The organism is Citrobacter sp. Marseille-Q6884 (assembly GCF_945906775.1).
GTDB lineage: Bacteria > Pseudomonadota > Gammaproteobacteria > Enterobacterales > Enterobacteriaceae > Citrobacter.
In genome coordinates, this window is record NZ_CAMDRE010000003.1 from 116089 (window position 1) to 133632 (window position 17544).

Here is a 17544-nt window from a genome sequence, read left to right on the forward strand (position 1 = left end):
TGGTTATGCCTTTTTTTGGGTTATCGCTGAATTCTTTTATTTAATTCTGTTCTGAAAAATGCATACAAGAACTGCCACCCATCACCATGAGCCGTTCTGAAATCTTTTTCAGGGAGTACCGGAAAACCAAATTTAAAATTATCTTTTCCAGTGTGGCGCTGGCAAAAGTGCGCAAGCTCATGTGCCACTACGCCTTTGATATGATCCAGTTGATTGATTGAATAAAATGCTCCGATGTCCTTACGCTGCTCTATATGTGCGTACTCATGGTAGCGATAGCGCGGTGTATCACTGTCAGGATAAATGGACGATGGTGAAATAGTGATTGAGCTCCTGCCGCCCCATGAATGTTTGGCACTCCAGTTGACCCGAACTTCAGGCGCAGGGCCGGTGAAACCATATGCCTGTCTATAGAGGTGCAGAAGATACCCTGAATACAGAAAAACAACTTTCTCCGCCGTCATAACGCGAGAAACGCCATAGCGAGCAACTGCCCTATCTCTGGCTGTCAGAACGGGGGTTTTTACCCGTGGGGAGAATAATTTTGTTGGGCTGAATAGCCAGACTTCTGAATCGTCATCAGGCATATCCAGTATCACCTGAATTTCTTCAGGCGACCCAACTCGTTGATGCCACCTTTCAAGATTATCGCCCACTTCATTCAGGCTGATTAAATCATCGGCATTCTCGTAGAATAACCAGATCAGCGTTCCTCGTGGGAGTGCTTTCTCAGCTGTAATATGTGAGAGGATAATTTGACGTGGTGTCATCTTATTCGCCACAGTTCCCGGATGCTTCTATCAGTTTTATTTTTGTTGCTTCTGCCGCCTGCATTTTTTGTTTCATCTTCTCAATGCTAGCGGTCACACGGCGGGCGCACCATTGATACGCTGCCTGACGTGATTCGAAAAACTCATAATCCGCGTGCAGGTAAACTGATGTGCCGTAGGAGACGGACATACGGTAACCCTTCGGCGTTTCATTGATGACTTCCCGTTCTTCTACACAGTTTTCAAACTCAGGGACATAATCCACGAATCGACGACGCAGAATGCAAAACAGCACCTTTATTTGGTTTTCATCAGTCATTTGTTATCCTCGTTATTCTTCTTATTTATCATCAACCTTTCTTAATTGTCGATGCTGAATACGGCGGAGCGGATTTCACGCTTGGCCTGCTGACGGGCGCGGTGTTTGCTTACACGAAGAGATCTATCGTATGCATTGTTTTTACGATAGCCACGCGAGCGGCACAGTGAACAAGTGCAGCCTTCTACTGAATAGAAAATCCCAAACGGTTTCATAAGTATCACCTTTAAGCTTGATAATAATGTTTATCATAGCTGGAGTTATTCAGGTGACGAATAGTTAAGGGGCGCGTTTTGCTTGGGTTTTTACACTATCGTTTATTGAGTCGATGAGGTCGGAAATAGAAAGGAGTTTTCTGCCAAAGAATAGTTTTCGTCTGGCTTCTATTTCGTAGCGGAAGGGTTCAATAATTTCATCTTCATGCATGATTACGAAACGATAGCCGTTATTAAGGAGTTTATGCAGCTTGTTTGTTTTTTTTCTTATGGGACTTAGCTTAAACATTGTTATCAACTTCTCATCATGATCACCTGAATTGTTATAACACAGTTATTTCCGACACGCTGCTGCTTTTGCTGAAGAACTCGGATTGCTTTGGGCTGGGCCAGCAGGTTGTATGCCGGGCGAACCCGGCATCGTTATCACAGGGCTTTTTCTTTTCCCTTTCGTTCTATCCCACGAAACATCGCGCATTTCCGCACAATATCCAGTGTCGGGATGCTACCACTCCCCTGCTCTTTCACGCTCATTCGCAACGTGAGCCGTAGCAACATCTTGATGTCACGTGGTGGAAGTTCTGGGTAAGTGTTTACAAGTGATCTGACCAGTTCATCAGGAATGTTCACGCCAAAGTTCTCACCCATAATCTTCCAGATCTTTTGGGCATCTGATTTCTCCGGCACATCATAGTGAATGATTGCAGCGCATCTTGGTATGATAGCCTCATCGATGTCACTACCCCGGTTGCTTGTCATGAACATCAACCCATCGAAATACTCCAGTGTACGGAGGAACTCCGCAACGATGGCATTTTGAGTCAGTGATGCTCCACGCTGCATGACAAACACATCGGCTTCGTCCAGAAGCAGGACACAGTTCCAGCGTTTAGCCCGGGTCAGAATCGTCCGCAGATTTTTCTCAATGTCATCGGCGTTGGTTCCCAGTGCGCCAGCATGAATTGAGTACAGGGGCCGTTCAATGACCTCTGCATACACTTCAGCAGTTAATGTCTTCCCAAGTCCGGGTGAGCCCACGCACATGATGATGTTACCCGCGCTTTTCCCTTCAACAATATCGCTGGTGAAAGCGCTGATATCCGTGGTCAGTATATCGAGTAAATCACGGTGGTCTTCCGGCAAAACCATCTTTTTTGGCAGTTCTTTATCATACTTGTATGGTTCTACGTTATTGGCATGTATCCAGATAAAGTCTTGCAGCGAGAGATCAAAATAACGCTGCACAGGAATTTCGGGTAAAAGGCCAAACTGGTCATCTTCAAAAAGAGGCGACTCCACTTCTGCACCGTAGGCATCGCACTCACTATCAGGCAAATCGTGTATCAGTTTATGCCCTGCTATTTCCAGATTCCGGTCGCTGTAGCTATACGATTCCATTCTGACAGCCCTGCCGGTTGCTTTAAACTGATTGCCAAATTGCCCGTCGACCACTTCCTTAAACCGCGTTAGTTGTTCCAGGTACTCTTGTTTCAGCTCATGCGTTTCATGGTAGATATCACGGTCGGCCAGTGTCTTAGCGACACTGCGCCGCGCCACCTCATTAGGCTCGAAATTCAGGGCGGTAAGCTGGGTTCCGTAAACCTTTTTGGAGTGCGAATATTCGCCGAACCCATACCAGCTGATTTGTAACAATAGTGATGGGGGACGGTCAGAGTTTTTTTCTGATTTTACTTCTTTTATTGCTGTAACAAGACCGGGGTACAGGTTGCCGTCATGACCGCGTCGGTATATCCAGCCATCAATTCGATTTGACTTCAGATACTGTAGTAACACACGACCGAATGCCGGAAAACTGCTCACAGGCTTATCGAAATCACCTTCCAGTGCAGTGATGATCGATTCAAGAGCTCGTCGATTTTTTGACTCTCCATCACCACGACATGCCTGTAAAAGTTCATTCAGATCATCCCGAGATAAACATAGCGGATCGACGGCAATCTCATCGTCAGAACTACGGTGGCTATAACGATTACGTAAAGCCTCAAATGTTGGGCTTGTGGTAGCTTTTAGTGTTTCTGTTTTTATCGTGAGTGCCATAGCCGTCCTCGTCAGTAATTTACTTTGATATGCCTTAAGTTCACATGGAAGGGGCAACTTCGAACGCATTAGGAACTCTGATCCGCGAGCCTATTTCCAGTTTAATGGTTGCCTTTACGTATTCACCCTCCTTCAGATAGGTGATGTCTTGGTTATGAAATGTTGACTTTTCATGTGTAGCCCACCATTCCATAGAGCTTGGGATTTTTAACGTTAGCCCAAGATGTTCAGTGAGATAGCATACTCCCATGTTTGAGTAGGTCTTAACGGGGTTCGGGTAGAATTGAAAGTTACCCTCTACGAGACAATCAGTACGAGGATCGATGAACGAAAGGAAAACGCTAAAAGTACCCTGACGTTTTAGCTCGGCGTAAGCCTCAAGAATCGTGAAACGCTTTAATGCGTCATTTGAAAACAGGGTTACAATTTTTTCCGAAAGCATAGCCACCTCATGAGCTGTTTTTTTCCTATTATCAACCGGTGTCTCCTCCTGACGAATAGGTTTGCGGCCAAAAAAAAACTGCACCAGGAGGTGCAGTTTCGATAATCAAGCAATGGCGAATTGTTATTTTTCGCTACTCAGTTTATCCGTAATAAATGCTTCAATTTCTGCCATGAGCTCGGTACTCATTCGGTTAAATTCAAAGCGAACTTTACGGCCCGATGCATTTTTGCTGATACGGGCGTATTTGTCCTTATTAGCAAAATTAGCCAGATCACGGGTTTCCCAACTTTTTGCAGGTGGCTTTTGATCGAGTAATTCAACCGCCTTTGTGATCTGCGCCATGACAATTTTCTGCGCTTCCGGGATGTCACTGATGTCCAGATTAGCAATTTCTTCTTTCACCCTATCAACTACATCTGCAAGAATGAAAAGGTTGCTCTCTACGTATTTCTGAAGTTTGGACAACCGGCTGTAGAAGGAGTTTGGTATACCTTCATAATCCGGGAACAGAGCTATCAACGAACCGTCAATACGCGCCGCCTGAATACGTTTAAAGACTGACACATGGCTTATGCCAAGAAAGAGGGCAAGCTCTTCATTTTTGGTGAATCCTTTTTCCTGCATTAGTTCCAGATACTGAAGCCCAACCTCTCGGTATGAGAATCGGCGTGATGTTTGTGCAGCGGTAATAATCGCCTTGATGTCCTCAGCTGATAGATCATCTGGTAGCACCCATAAAGGCAGATCTTTTTGAGCCGCAATACAGCAAAAACGTCTGCGGCTACCTTCAATAAGCAGGTACACGCCATCACGTTTAACGGCAACACCTTCAGTATCAACACCCCTTGACTCAATTTGTTGCAGGATATCTCGTACTGCGTTTGTGGTAAGCGCTTCCTGATTTCGCGGGTTCATTGGGTGAACGGCGGTCTCAGTAGCGACATTTTCAGCTGCTACAGTGACGTGCTCAGCTTCAAGTTTTCGCCCGTTATGAAGGGTAAAGAGTTTCTTAATGCGAGGGGGACTCTTAAGGTTAGCTAACCCGGAACGGTGGCCTACATCGGTTCGCTTTGGCGTATTTAGATAACGCGATTTATCGTTTCCGATATGCTGTTCATCACTCATGCGTTAACTCCTTCCTTCGCTGAAAAACTCTTTATCTCATTAATAAACTGTTGATATACGGACATTACGGATTCTTCGGCAATATCCAGCTGCTTTGGTGAACATAACTCTTCAGATTTCTTAATATCGAGAACCGACCTACCCCGTGACGCAGCTGCTTTGAATGCTTCAGAGTTTTTGATATTGGTTGCCATAAACAGGTCTTGAACGGTTCGAATTAACTTATCGAGGACTATTTTTTCGTATGGGCTTTTATCATCGACGTTAACGGCCAGTACTTTAAACCATTTAATATTTTCACCTTTATTGGGAGACTGACGGAATCGCTCACTGATCGTCAGCATAAAATCAGTTGTGGATGCATAGTCGTATTCTCGCGGAGAAACTGCGACAAGAATACCGTCAGCGGCCTCATCAGCGGCCCAGATAATTGGCGAGTCTTCTGGAGGGGTATCGAAGATAATAAGGTCATACTTAGCTTTCAGGACTGGCATTATCACTTCTTTGAATCGTAGCAACAACTGAGTGCGCTCTTCTTTACTGCACTGCCAGTATTTATCTTTGAATCTCGCATCGGTTGGGAACGCAGTAATTACATCAAGATTTGGCAGATGGGTTGAGAACGGCATATTCTCAATGATTTCAGCCTCAGAGTAACCCATGTCGAGGTATTTTTTATATTCAGAACCTTCTTCATACACGCCCAGGATTGCGTCGATTGCAGTCAGGAATACGTCGTCTTCAGATACGCTTTGAATCATACCGCTACCAATAGAGCCTTGCGGATCCCATTCAATTACTAAAACTCTGGCATTCAACTGGAGATCAAGTGCTGCTGCTACAGCCAGAGCCACTGAGGTCGTGCTTTTTCCTGTCCCACCTTTATGATTCTGAACAATGATTGTTCGGCTCTGGTAGTAATCTCTATAGCGCGGATAACCCAGGGCATCCATAATATTCTGGACATCCCAGCGGGTATAAAGGTGGTTTTTGTTCTGATAAATAGGTTGACCCACCAGCCTTTTTTCTTCGAGATCAGCGAGAATTTTATTGAAGGTAACTCGAGATTTTCCAAAGAAGTCGGAGAGATTTTTTTTATTCAGGCAGTGGTTATAGATAAGGCGATCTACCCCCTCCACACTGTCATCTGATACAGATACCCGGGAAGAAGCCAGTAACGATTCTTTCAATGAAATTTGTTCGGACTTCATGCGTTGCCCGACAAGGGCAATTTTATCTATTAGATTCATTCTCGTCATACCCTCAAACCTGAATTATGAATTTAAACGCATATGCGTATACTTTACGTATAATTCGTAAAATGACGCTCTATGCGTATAATTGTAACGGCAATCAGATTGAGACGCTAACATTCTATTTTGTTTTTTCTTCATTTTGCGATCTCGAAATGCAGTTCAATGACACATCATCTTTCTCTTCTGGCGATTAAGGGGGTTAAGTAATCCACGGGGCGGGCAGAACCCGGAGAGACTGACTGGCGATTAAGGGGGTTAAGTAACCCACGGGTCGGGCAGAACCCGGAGATGCTGGCTGGCGATTAAGGGGGTTAAGTGACCCACGGTACGGGCAGAAACCGGAGAGGCTGGCTGGCGATTAAGGGGGTTAAGTGACCCACTGTACGGGCAGAAACCGGAGAGGCTGGCTGGCGATTAAGGGGGTTAAGTGACCCACGGTACGGGCAGAACCCGGAGAGGCTGACTGGCGATTAAGGGTGTTAAGTAATCCACGGGTCGGGCAGAACCCGGAGATGCTGGCTGGCGATTAAGGGGGTTAAGTGACTTAGCGCTGGAGGATACGCCCTGCAACTATTGGTAAATGAATGACAAGGTTTCCCGTAAGACCCATCAAATAAAAAAGCCTCTGAAGTAGAGGCTCTTGGGTATTCGATATAGTTAGGCTAATTCGTCCGGGTCGTTGATGGCACTAACGAAGAACTCCGTGCGGTAATCATTCCCCCATCCCAACCAGACAGAAGGTGAACCCTCCTTTGCCAACGAACGGTCACCCGTCATGCTGTCCGCTTGGACAGGAACTGTCACGCATTCTTTAATAGTATCGGCCTCGGCAACCAGTCCAGTACTCTGGGTTTCAAATCCGGCAATTACGACAACAGCATCAGGGTCGTGTAGCTGAAGCTGGGCGATAAGCTCTTTAACTTTCATAGTGATCCTCTGCGCTAGAATTATCCAATTCTACCACGCTTGATGGTCAGGCGTATAAGTGCTTACTGTACAGCTCGAAAGCTTCATCATGTTCCAAATCGTCCAGGATAACGATATCAGGGCCATGTTCTTTTTTGATTTGTGCGATGTATGAAGCGTATTGAGCCTGGCTTTTGTAGCCCACTGTCCAAAGTCTACCTTCGCGTAAGACGCAGATTTTCTTGCGGTAAACCTTCTTGAAACTTGATTTAGTTTTCCGGTTACGCTCCTCGTCACTGACAAGCTGGTCGATTACTTCAATCAGGTTTGAGTCTATGAGAAATGGCTTGCCATTGTGTTCGCCAAGGCAGATTGGCAGAAGACCCTTCGCATATGATTCGGCCTGGCGGAACAGCTCTTTTTTTCCTGGTTCGAACAGTACGCGAGTTTCGCCACCATGCCCATCATTATCAGCTGTACCTATGCTCAGCCCGTCGAAGAGGACAGTAGCGTTAAAGCAGACTGTTTCCTGGCTCATGCCAGTATAGATTTTGAGGCCTTTCAATTTGATTCTTGTCTGAGTGTTCATTGTGTGTTCCCCGCTTTCTAATTGTGATTCTATTTTCAATCACCTTGAGCAGGTGACGAAGTGATACGGAGAAATAATTGTTGGGTCGCCTGATAGCCGGGCTGGTGGCAGCCGCAACCCTTAGTCAGTACTTCGGGATCGTAGTTCCGAAAAGCCACAACAGTCTCCACAGCGTTTTGGGGGTGTTAACCCCCATACGCTTTGAGACTTTGCCCTAGCGGGCCGCGAATTCGCCTAATCGCCCCGTGAGGGCTCTATTCGAATTTACATGCCGTGCCTGCTTCGCTTGAGAGCGAAGCTTTTGGACGGCGATTGCCCGCGTGGCGGGCAGACATTTTTACGTGCGCATTGCGCACGATTTTCTTCGGTTACATTACAGGGCTGGCTGGGGATTGGCTTATTGCAATATTCTACAACGAAGCTGGGAACGGCTGGCTGGAACGCGAAGATTTAAATCATACTCTATATCGACTGATATCAACGACGGTATCAGCGGGGTCTGTTGCCAGCTTACAGGTCACTTGACCTTCCTGATCCAGCATCAGTGTCGCGGTTAACGGTTCATTTTGAGCATCGATTACAGTGACATTCACGCGTAACCGTGTTGGAAGCATCATCAGAATTCGCGTAGGGCTCTCTGATAATGACACGTTTCTGGCTTGCAGAACCGCTAAAACACTCTTCATTAACTCTGCTTGGTCGATCATATAGTCACATGCCACTGGATGTATTGGGATGAAATCGTGCCTACCGCAGGGCTACACGAAAGATATAAATCAGTATGACATGCGGGCCGGACTCAAACCATCAATTACTGGAACCAGTCCGAAGATAGCGCTCTGGTTTTTATGCTGTTGAATTTACATAGTTGTTATTTAGTGAATTATTCGTACCTTATCATTCACTGATATCACTTAAATTCAAAGTGAACAGGAGAGGATTGGATTAAAAGTCCATAAAATGTGAATTAAAAGTGCGCTAGGAAATGCGATAAACTGATTGATTTGTTTTGATATGGTTTTTATGTGAATTATCGGTGAGTTACTTGTGTGCTACTTATCTCCATGCTGCTATGCCTTTCCAATAAATAGATTGGATAGGGCAGGGAGATGGAAGAGGGGAGAGGGCTTACTCCGCAGGTGATTTCACTTTAAATTCAAGCCATCTTGCCCCGAGCCTGTTTTTATCCAGATTGTAGAACAACGGTTTTATACAGACCCCTTCATACTCAGGGAACTCTATACCGCTGGCGAAGTGAATCTGTAGTGTATCAGGATCAATACCCATCATGTTTGTGTCAAACAGCCTGTGGAATGTTGGTGATAGCAAAATGCCGTTACTGGCGTTATAGCAGCCTGCTACGGATGTTGGTTCAATATGTGCTGCCTCCAGCACACCGTTGAGGTGTTTGCCCGATACCGCGCACAGGCTTCCGAAATTCTTATCCACCAACTCACGGAACTGAGACTGGACATGCACATCGCGAACGCTAACCTCTCGGCGGAAGCTCGGGGAGCGCATACGGATATCTGCATGGGGGAGGTGACCGCGTGGTAATGGCAATACAGCCGGTTGCTCATCCATTACTGGATTCTGCTCCTCGCAGTAGGTGTCCACGGACTCAATCAAACGGGATGTGTCATTACCAAATCGGCGAGTGAACCAGAGCCTGAAGTGAGCCAACCGTGATGCCGGAATTTTGTTACGTGCGTACTCCTGAGCATTCTCCTTTTCGATTTCAGTATTTAGTAAAGCCAGACGGGCCTGAGAAGCACGAATTTCTTCCTGGACTCTGAGATATCCTGCCAGTAGACAAACTTTGGATTCCTGATGTTCAGGCCGTCGCGGATAACCAGATCCTGTTTCAACCACGCCAAAGGCTTTGTACCGGAACATTCGGGGAAAAAGCGTTAATGCCACCCGGTTGTTACGACGAACGAGGGAACGAATCAGATTGGTTATCTTCCTCATGTTCTGAATAGTGCGGGGAGAAAAGAACGCGGCGTATTACCTCTGCTCTATCTATTCCCGACATTATCCCTCTGCGAATGACACCACGGAGGTGAGCATTATGTCTTGCCCCGCTTACTAGGCCGAACTCACGGGACAAACTGACATACTCTTTCAGGAGGTGATGCTTAGGGTCGGTAAACGCCTCTGGAGGAATCACCTGATATGCAACTGACGAAAGTATACGGAAAGTCAGTTCAGATGCTGTCCAGCCCTCACGCCGAAGCCGAATAATTGTTATAACGAGATCATCGATACCAGGCATATCCGGTTCGATATATAGGGACATCAGAGTGTCGTTCATTCCGGGAGGAAGGCTAGCAGAGTGTGACGGGTTGCTCATAGGGTAAGGTACTGATCGGACGTAGAAGAAGCGCTTATGTTACGGAATTCGCTCTGGTGGGTTTTAGCTCCAGTGGCGAACGCTGGAACTACGGGTAAAAAAATCCCCGGTTTACCGGGGAAGTTAACAACTACCTCCAGAAGGGTTGGAGGCAAAGCCGGTTGGGCGACCGGCCACAGGGAATGCTACGGCTTAATGCCGAGTACTACACCGCCATAGACCAGGTACATCACGATGGCGAACAGCATGAAGAAATGGGTTACCGGGTGCGCCAGCGCGGCTGCTGCCGCATTGCTTGCGCTGAGCTTCAGTGAGCCAAAAGAGTGATTACGAACAGCTTGTGCTTTCATGGGTCGCTCCTGATAACGGGTTACATGTTGTGGCTTCTGTATCCAGTATCTGGTGAGTGACTCAGGTGACGAAGAAAACCAGGGCATAAAAAGCCCTGTATTTTCAGAAAGATAATATCGGTTTCGTTTTGTGTTGTGCTTGCTATTCCGGGCATAAAAAAACCGCCTGGTGAACCAGACGGCTTTGGGATAAACAGGCTTTACACAGACAGGTCAGTGGATCATTTAAGTCACTTAACCCCCTTAATCGACAGTGTATTGCCACCAGCAGTACGTGGTCTAACGCTTAAATATCGTAGCGACCTTCTTTGATTTGCTGGAGCTGTTCAGCCAGCACCTTCGCCAGTGGTTCGGCTTCTTCTTCATCATCAAGATTGTCGATGAGCGTCAGATTCGACTCACCCGCACGGCGGGCATAAACCCCATACGCTCGCTGGCCGGAGATATCGGTGACCGAAGTCTGAGAGTGATCGCAGATGATATTGCCGTGACGGTCTACCGGCCCGAAGCTGATGGCTTCATAATCCGCATCGTGGCCCAATGGTAAATCGCGCAAAACAAACAGGCGTAATGGGAGAACGTCGTACTCAGCACCACATTTTGCTGCCACATCCAGATCGTTAATTTCACGGAGAAAATCTTTCGCTACCACCGAGTCAGAATGCATCCGGTAAATGGTCGATGCGGCCCAGATTGCACCAGCATAAAATTGTGATTCTTCTTTTGTCATTTAGCACCTGCTCTTATTGTCATGGGTATGCCGGTCGAACGGTATCCCCGTGCAGACCGTCAGTAAACGGTTATTTCCTTTGCGCAGCAGTCGCATTGGTATTCGTTGATACCACCAGTTGCGACCCAGTTTATTGCGCCGCAGCGGCAACTCAACAGCTGGCGCATACCAGGAGCAAGTGCCCGCTCTGAAAACGACTCAACCGGGACTTCGCCCGGGTAGTAGTAACCTTTTATCAGCTTGCTGCGTGAATGCCCGTCAGTGTCGGTGTAATGCAGATACACCTTCCGGGTATAAATCATACCCGAGTCAGTGCCGAACTGCGTTTTCAGAAGCATACATATCCTCCAGACGCTGAATACATTGTTGTGCGGCCTTATCAAGTAGTTCAGCCGTGGGTTCATCATAGATGCCACGTACCAGCAGACCAAATATTTCCGGGTCTACAGACAAATCGTACATGCATACGCGAACGCCAAGCGCTGTACGTAGCGCATAGACATGGCGGTTAGGCTTTCCGCCGATACCGGTGACTGACGCGACATTTTCAAAATTACCAGGGTTAACCAGGTTAATCACGGGGCACGATATACACTCAGGGATCCGCTTCAGAGCCACAGCATCCAGATACAGGCTGTGGCCCACTTTCAGGTTTTTTGGCAACGCTTGCAACGGCATGGCTTCGAGGGCCAGATTTTCTTCAAGATGCAGGTTATCCGGCAAAGTGGTAATACGGGTGTTTGACAGCATCATACTGCCAGCTACTTTCAGCGTATCCGGCAGATAGGCGATATCAGTACACATGATGTCCAGAACGCGGCCCACCGTCAGATTTTCCGGCAGATACTTAAGACGTGAAGAATTCGCCATGAGCGTACCGGTAATGGTCAGGTTGTCAGGGAGAGATTCCAGCTCAGAGTAGCTGATAAACAGATTGCGGGCCACCAGCCCGGCAGGGATGCTATGAATGCCCGACAGAATGGTCAGGGTGTTCGTCACGGTCAGATTCGCGGGAATATAGTCGCAGGGAATTGCCGGATCTTCTGGCTCAAGCGTAAACCCGACACGAAGATCGCCTTCAACGATGATTCGTCCGTCCTGAAGGGTAAAGGCCACACCATTCGCTGCCAGTTTATCAATGAAGTCTGTCATATCGGTTTCCTTTTAATGGCCCGACGAGCCGGGCCGGAGGTTCAGAGTTTGCTGACAAAGTTCTGCTGCGTGAACAGGTACATATCGTCCTGCTCATTGAACATGCACAGATTTTCGAGGATGCGCTTTTCAATCCAGACGACCGGCTTTTCACGCATATCCTTCGCGAGCGAAAAGGTGTTTCGCAGCCGGGTAATGCGGTGCTGATCATTGATTGCCTGGTGAATTGCGGCCTTTGACGCTGCCGCCTGCTTTTTTACGTTGTTGCGGGCACACCATAATTCGCCACTAGCGGCTGATGCCCGCGCTGCTGGCTGACGTGAGGAGTCCAGTTGGTCATAACGTAAGAGATTCGGCATGATGCCCCCTGTCATAGTTTTGTCGTTATTGACCTATTATCTGGCAGGTGGGGCTGGTGACGAAGGGCGCTGAGGTTGTCTGATGGTTAAAAGATTGCCGTTAGTGTTCCATATGGTATAATTGAATTACCAAATGGGAGGGCTAGTTATGACGATGAAAGTTTTTTCTCCAGACGTTACCAAAACGAATCAGCACTGCTTATGGCAGGTTGCTGGGCTGGATAATGACGGTATCGCGCTGATGGATAAAATCAATCACGGTCTCGATGGCACAGTAGCTAAGCACATTTCTGAATGGGCTAACATCACGCCGTCTGAGCTGCGCAAAATGTCGGGTATACCTAATACGACGTTTAATCGTAGCATCAAAGACCGTTTCACTGCCGATCAGAGCGAACGTCTGGTGCGCATTATCCGCGTAATTGAACGCGCTGTAGAGCTGTTTGAAGGTGACAAAGAAGCGGCGCACAAATGGCTGAACGAAGCGAACCGTGGTCTGAGCTGGAAATCACCGGCAGAGCTTGTTTCTTCTGAGACAGGTGCGCTTGAAGTGATGCGCCTGATTACGCGTATTGAGCACGGGGTATACTCGTGATCCTTTACCGACTGACCAAGACCCGTTATCTGATGACTGCGTGGTCTGGTCTGGGTGCGAAAGAAACGGGGGGCCGCTGGAACAGCGTAGGCACTGCAATGGTCTACCTGTCTGAAACGGCCAGCCTTACCATGCTTGAAACGCTGGTACACATTCACGCGCCGCAGTTACTGGACGACTTTACACTGCTGAGTCTTGATGTACCGGATGATCAGATCCAGACCTTCGACATGAGCCGTCTCCCTGATAACTGGGCGAGTGAGGATGCTCCTGCTGAGCTGGCGCTCTACGGTGATAACTGGGCTGAAAGCGGTTCTTCTATCGCGCTGCGTATTCCAAGTGCGTTGTCTCCGGTTGAATTTAACTACTTGCTGAATCCGGCACACCCTGAACTCTTTGACCTGATGGCTACGGTTAAGAAAATTCCGTTCCGGTTTGATTCCCGCCTGAAATAACACACAGGCAACTCCCCGGCATTGACGAACTGAGGTGTCTCTGATGATTCAGAAAGCGAAAGTCGCTAAAGCGTTTATCTCTGTAATTGCCTTGTTCGCCTTTGTCTACTGGGGACTTGATCCCGATTCAATTTGTCAGGCAGTTGGTGACGCATCTCAAACCTGCGGTTACTCCGGCAAGAATGGCGATGCGAGTCTGGTTGGTTCCGTGTTTGCTCTGATGCTGACGGTGTTGGCGGGTGCGATGCTTTGGGCGTGGGTCAGGAAAGGCTAATCAGAACTCTTGCAACTCCCTCCGTGATGCCGGGTGACGCTCCTCACTGAGCGCCACCAGTCAGTCATTACAAACGGGTTGATGATTCAATCGCGGGCGGAAGGCTACTATTCAGCGCGTCGAACCCGCCAAATGCCCGGCCCTCTTTTGTCAGCACCAGATGCATCGGCGTTTCGTTGATATTACGGGCGATGTAATCGTTGATGAATGCCCGCGCCTGATCGGCATTTTTAACCTCTGCTGTTTCCGGCATGGAGTTATGGGAACGATTAAAGACGACAGAGACATAATTCCCTTCAATTCTTACCGGGCGAGTCGATACGGTGAGTTTCATGGTCATTTTCCTGTAGTGAGTGTTGTGTGTATTGGTGTTCTGCCACTATCTACTGCAACGTTGCGGCCACAGGGCGAAGAATTGCTATCGCCTTTGATAACGCCTGCCGCTCACCACCATCAAGGATTCTGACTGCTTCTACGCAAGCCGCTTCTGCTGTATCAGCACGTTCTACCAACGTCCTGACGGTATTTTCATATGATCCGCAATCAGGCTCCTGATTGCTGTCTTCGCTCAGCGTGTTCCATGACTCAGTGAGGTTAACTGCAACAGCGACCAATTGGTCAGTGCTGATATCACCTTTTACGCAACGGCAGGCCACTTCAGCGCCCAGACGTTCAGCAATGTCGTAGTACCAGACTCCCGGTTCTTCAGATGCCTGATACGCAGGTTCGCAGGCTTTACAGATCTGCTCTGCGGCATCCAACATCCAGTGAGCACATTCAATTTCGCCACCAGCCAGCGTTTCACAGATCATTGTCTGTACGCTGTCACAGTTGAAGGTGAGGGGGATAGGATTAGCCACTGATAATGCGGTCAGACGGGAGACTTCATGCTGGAAGCCCTGAAACATGAACATGGCGCAGATAGCTGGATTTAACATGGTAGACCCCTGTAGTTATGTGTGTTGTTCGTTTTGTTTACATAACCAGTTAACCACGCTCCCCGCAGGTGACGAAGGCTTTCGGGGCAGAAAATTCACAAAAAAAACCGACCATTAAGGCCGGTTATGATCTGGAGTATATGGGGCTGAAAACCGCGTTATGCCTTCACTTTCGCCATAAACAGCTGCATGGTTTCTTCAGCAAGCGGAGTGCCAACCTGCTCAAGAACATACTCCGCGACATGCGGGGTGAGAATGAAGTCGATAAACTCCGGCAAGGACATGCTGTTCAGGCTCGGTAGCTGTCTGGACAGTGCATTCTGGTAATTTTCCACTTCACCCAGTTTGCGCTCGGGCCAGCCCACCAGCTCAGGGTGCTTTTCCTTAAGTGCGAGGCCGCGCTCCGGGAAACTGTTACTGATGGGGTGTCTGGCGAGGGTGGGGATCAGGAGATTCGCCAGAAAATCCACTTTCTCGTAATCAAGACAGACAGAATTCATATAGGTTTACCTCTTGCCACTGGCTATGATGTTCGCTTGCTATCTGGAAAACTCTACCAAAGCGGCTGGCGATATCTCATTGAAAACGCCAGCAGAATGCGGTCATTTCCAGCAGGAGTTACCCCATCTGATAACTGTCATAAGATGCCCCGCAGGCTTCCACCAGCGCATCCAGATCACCGGTAAACTCTCTGGCCCGCTTCATCAATGCACGGTGTAATTCCGCTGGTGGAATGTCATCGCTACTCTTCGCCGGGTATTCAACACTGAACGCGATGGTAAACGCATGGCTATACCACGGCCCGGCATTCTGGTTTTCAAAGCGGGCCATCAGCTGGCTTTCGGTTGTATCGGTAGCAAATGTATCGAGGTGGACGACATCGACCGGCACGTTGAGTGCCCCGGCAGTGGTTGATGCCAGCTGCCGGGCTTCGTCTCCTCGCTCTGGTGGTGCGCAGTAGAGACATTTCCCGTTCAGTACCACCAGCGTCTGACCGTAGGTCGTACTGACGATACTCACGGTGTTAGCCGGTTGCGGGTGTGTGGTTGCAGTGTGCTGCATGGTGTTCTCCATTAGGTCACTCACATGGCAACCAGCTTACCCGGCACAATTCAGCTGACGAAATCAGGACGGACTGGTGTATATCGTTCGCAAAATAAAGATATTTTTTATCATCAGCACCGGTAGTTACGGGGCAAATTGCAGGTATCCGGTACAATGGTGATATGAAGGGCATTACATGCAGAATCGTGTGGCCCGGCAGACGGATACCGAATATCAGCAGAAGGAACCAGGACAATGCAGGAACTCGACTTTGACCATATCCAGATAAACCTGAACCCGCGAGCGTGTGCTGTCACACCTATCCCGGAAGACCTGAAAAGGGAGCTGGCTTATCTGGGCGCTATCGCAGAGAGAAAGAAATTCGCGGCAAGCCTGATTGTTAATCTCTACAACCCGGACGTTTGCGGGGCGAATATGTACAAACTCACGGCCTATTGCCGTAACGAGTCATGCGATACCCTTCGCGATGGCATGATGACCCTGATACAGCTTTGTGCATACATGGAGTCACATGAGATCTATGGCGAGACGTTTGTCAAAAAGCTGATTAAACAATGGGAGTTTCGTAAGTAGTCTGCTGCTTCAAAATACCTTTCTGACAGGGCGCTATGTGCGCCCTTTTATTTTAAAAAAACGGGAAGGTCTTGCCCGGGTATTACCTGCTATTTTCAACTACCAAACCACAACGGCAGAAGAAAATTGACCAGTCGAAGCAATTCGACCAGGAGTTCGACATACAGGAAATGGAAATCTTTCATAACAGTCTCTTCATATAATTGGCTCGGCACTGTTGCAAATAGTCGGTGGTGATAAACTTATCATCCCCTTTTGCTGATGGAGCTGCACATGAACCCATTCAAAGGCCGGCATTTTCAGCGTGACATCATTCTGTGGGCCGTACGCTGGTACTGCAAATACGGCATCAGTTACCGTGAGCTGCAGGAGATGCTGGCTGAACGCGGAGTGAATGTCGATCACTCCACGATTTACCGCTGGGTTCAGCGTTATGCGCCTGAAATGGAAAAACGGCTGCGCTGGTACTGGCGTAACCCTTCCGATCTTTGCCCGTGGCACATGGATGAAACCTACGTGAAGGTCAATGGCCGCTGGGCGTATCTGTACCGGGCCGTCGACAGCCGGGGCCGCACTGTCGATTTTTATCTCTCCTCCCGTCGTAACAGCAAAGCTGCATACCGGTTTCTGGGTAAAATCCTCAACAACGTGAAGAAGTGGCAGATCCCGCGATTCATCAACACGGATAAAGCGCCCGCCTATGGTCGCGCGCTTGCTCTGCTCAAACGCGAAGGCCGGTGCCCGTCTGACGTTGAACACCGACAGATTAAGTACCGGAACAACGTGATTGAATGCGATCATGGCAAACTGAAACGGATAATCGGCGCCACGCTGGGATTTAAATCCATGAAGACGGCTTACGCCACCATCAAAGGTATTGAGGTGATGCGTGCACTACGCAAAGGCCAGGCCTCAGCATTTTATTATGGTGATCCCCTGGGCGAAATGCGCCTGGTAAGCAGAGTTTTTGAAATGTAAGGCCTTTGAATAAGACAAAACGCTGCCTCATCGCTAACT

Annotated in this window: 25 protein-coding genes; 5 read left to right on the forward strand and 20 right to left on the reverse strand. The window is 48.3% G+C overall.

The annotated features are described in order from the left end of the window. Positions 1-20 precede the first annotated feature (20 nt). The 16 genes from N7268_RS24035 to N7268_RS24110 form a co-directional block, all read right to left on the reverse strand. The gene (locus tag N7268_RS24035; protein WP_007372317.1) at positions 21-770 is read right to left on the reverse strand and encodes a hypothetical protein; all 750 of its coding nucleotides are present in this window, start codon (positions 768-770) and stop codon (positions 21-23) included. Between the two features lies 1 nt (position 771). Further along, entirely contained in the window at positions 772-1089 is a 318-nt protein-coding gene (locus tag N7268_RS24040; protein ID WP_007372316.1) for a hypothetical protein, read from the reverse strand. Between the two features lie 279 nt (positions 1090-1368). Further along, positions 1369-1593, reverse strand: coding sequence for a hypothetical protein (locus N7268_RS24045; RefSeq protein ID WP_009653090.1), 225 nt, complete (start codon positions 1591-1593; stop codon positions 1369-1371). A gap of 137 nt (positions 1594-1730) precedes the next feature. Beyond that, complete coding sequence (locus tag N7268_RS24050) at positions 1731-3362, reverse strand: AAA family ATPase (RefSeq protein WP_008786582.1); 1632 nt, start codon at positions 3360-3362, stop codon at positions 1731-1733. A gap of 40 nt (positions 3363-3402) precedes the next feature. Next, positions 3403-3888, reverse strand: coding sequence for a hypothetical protein (locus N7268_RS24055; protein WP_172745723.1), 486 nt, complete (start codon positions 3886-3888; stop codon positions 3403-3405). 39 nt (positions 3889-3927) lie between these two features. Further along, a complete protein-coding gene (locus tag N7268_RS24060) occupies positions 3928-4932 on the reverse strand; it encodes a ParB family protein (RefSeq protein WP_007372313.1) in 1005 nt (334 codons plus the stop codon). After that, positions 4929-6182: a ParA family protein gene (locus tag N7268_RS24065; protein WP_007372312.1), complete on the reverse strand. Its 1254-nt coding sequence runs from the start codon at positions 6180-6182 to the stop codon at positions 4929-4931. Before N7268_RS24065 ends, N7268_RS24060 begins: the two co-directional genes overlap by 4 nt. 663 nt (positions 6183-6845) lie before the next feature. After that, positions 6846-7115, reverse strand: a complete 270-nt coding sequence (locus tag N7268_RS24070) for a hypothetical protein (RefSeq protein ID WP_008786584.1) — start codon at positions 7113-7115, stop codon at positions 6846-6848. Between the two features lie 46 nt (positions 7116-7161). Further along, positions 7162-7683, reverse strand: a complete 522-nt coding sequence (locus N7268_RS24075; protein WP_007372310.1) for a hypothetical protein — start codon at positions 7681-7683, stop codon at positions 7162-7164. 455 nt (positions 7684-8138) lie between these two features. Next, positions 8139-8390 carry a hypothetical protein gene (locus tag N7268_RS24080; protein ID WP_024196080.1) on the reverse strand — a complete coding sequence of 84 codons (252 nt, stop codon included), beginning with the start codon at positions 8388-8390 and terminating at the stop codon, positions 8139-8141. Positions 8391-8811: 421 nt separating this feature from the next. Then, entirely contained in the window at positions 8812-9654 is an 843-nt protein-coding gene (locus N7268_RS24085; RefSeq protein ID WP_007372307.1) for an HNH endonuclease signature motif containing protein, read from the reverse strand. A 567-nt stretch (positions 9655-10221) separates the two neighbouring features. Beyond that, positions 10222-10386, reverse strand: a complete 165-nt coding sequence (locus N7268_RS24090; protein ID WP_007372306.1) for a hypothetical protein — start codon at positions 10384-10386, stop codon at positions 10222-10224. A gap of 286 nt (positions 10387-10672) precedes the next feature. Beyond that, a complete protein-coding gene (locus N7268_RS24095) occupies positions 10673-11116 on the reverse strand; it encodes a hypothetical protein (RefSeq protein ID WP_007372305.1) in 444 nt (147 codons plus the stop codon). 59 nt (positions 11117-11175) lie between these two features. After that, the gene (locus tag N7268_RS24100) at positions 11176-11454 is read right to left on the reverse strand and encodes a hypothetical protein (RefSeq protein ID WP_007372304.1); all 279 of its coding nucleotides are present in this window, start codon (positions 11452-11454) and stop codon (positions 11176-11178) included. Continuing rightward, complete coding sequence (locus N7268_RS24105) at positions 11426-12268, reverse strand: hypothetical protein (protein WP_007372303.1); 843 nt, start codon at positions 12266-12268, stop codon at positions 11426-11428. Before N7268_RS24105 ends, N7268_RS24100 begins: the two co-directional genes overlap by 29 nt. Positions 12269-12309: 41 nt before the next feature. Next, entirely contained in the window at positions 12310-12627 is a 318-nt protein-coding gene (locus N7268_RS24110) for a hypothetical protein (protein ID WP_016241555.1), read from the reverse strand. Between the two features lie 154 nt (positions 12628-12781). Here N7268_RS24110 and N7268_RS24115 point away from each other — a divergent pair, with 154 nt between their 5' ends. From N7268_RS24115 to N7268_RS24125, 3 genes are read left to right on the forward strand one after another with little or no spacing between them, the layout of a single operon-like run. Beyond that, positions 12782-13222 carry an antitoxin Xre/MbcA/ParS toxin-binding domain-containing protein gene (locus N7268_RS24115; RefSeq protein WP_007372301.1) on the forward strand — a complete coding sequence of 147 codons (441 nt, stop codon included), beginning with the start codon at positions 12782-12784 and terminating at the stop codon, positions 13220-13222. Then, positions 13219-13677: an RES family NAD+ phosphorylase gene (locus N7268_RS24120; RefSeq protein WP_008786589.1), complete on the forward strand. Its 459-nt coding sequence runs from the start codon at positions 13219-13221 to the stop codon at positions 13675-13677. Before N7268_RS24115 ends, N7268_RS24120 begins: the two co-directional genes overlap by 4 nt. Before the next feature lie 43 nt (positions 13678-13720). Continuing rightward, positions 13721-13951, forward strand: coding sequence for a hypothetical protein (locus tag N7268_RS24125; protein WP_007372299.1), 231 nt, complete (start codon positions 13721-13723; stop codon positions 13949-13951). A 67-nt stretch (positions 13952-14018) separates the two neighbouring features. On the opposite strand, the gene N7268_RS24130 is transcribed toward N7268_RS24125, so the two are convergent. The 4 genes from N7268_RS24130 to N7268_RS24145 form a co-directional block, all read right to left on the reverse strand. Next, positions 14019-14285 (reverse strand): hypothetical protein, encoded by a 267-nt coding sequence (locus N7268_RS24130; RefSeq protein WP_007372298.1) that lies wholly within the window; start codon positions 14283-14285, stop codon positions 14019-14021. 49 nt (positions 14286-14334) lie between these two features. Next, complete coding sequence (locus N7268_RS24135) at positions 14335-14889, reverse strand: hypothetical protein (protein WP_007372297.1); 555 nt, start codon at positions 14887-14889, stop codon at positions 14335-14337. 158 nt (positions 14890-15047) lie between these two features. Beyond that, positions 15048-15389, reverse strand: coding sequence for a hypothetical protein (locus N7268_RS24140; protein WP_007372296.1), 342 nt, complete (start codon positions 15387-15389; stop codon positions 15048-15050). 118 nt (positions 15390-15507) lie between these two features. Next, positions 15508-15951, reverse strand: a complete 444-nt coding sequence (locus N7268_RS24145) for a hypothetical protein (RefSeq protein WP_007372295.1) — start codon at positions 15949-15951, stop codon at positions 15508-15510. A gap of 237 nt (positions 15952-16188) precedes the next feature. Here N7268_RS24145 and N7268_RS24150 point away from each other — a divergent pair, with 237 nt between their 5' ends. Further along, positions 16189-16527: a hypothetical protein gene (locus N7268_RS24150; protein ID WP_007372294.1), complete on the forward strand. Its 339-nt coding sequence runs from the start codon at positions 16189-16191 to the stop codon at positions 16525-16527. A gap of 273 nt (positions 16528-16800) precedes the next feature. Further along, positions 16801-17505 carry an IS6-like element IS26 family transposase gene (locus N7268_RS24155; RefSeq protein ID WP_001067855.1) on the forward strand — a complete coding sequence of 235 codons (705 nt, stop codon included), beginning with the start codon at positions 16801-16803 and terminating at the stop codon, positions 17503-17505. Positions 17506-17544: the final 39 nt, after the last annotated feature.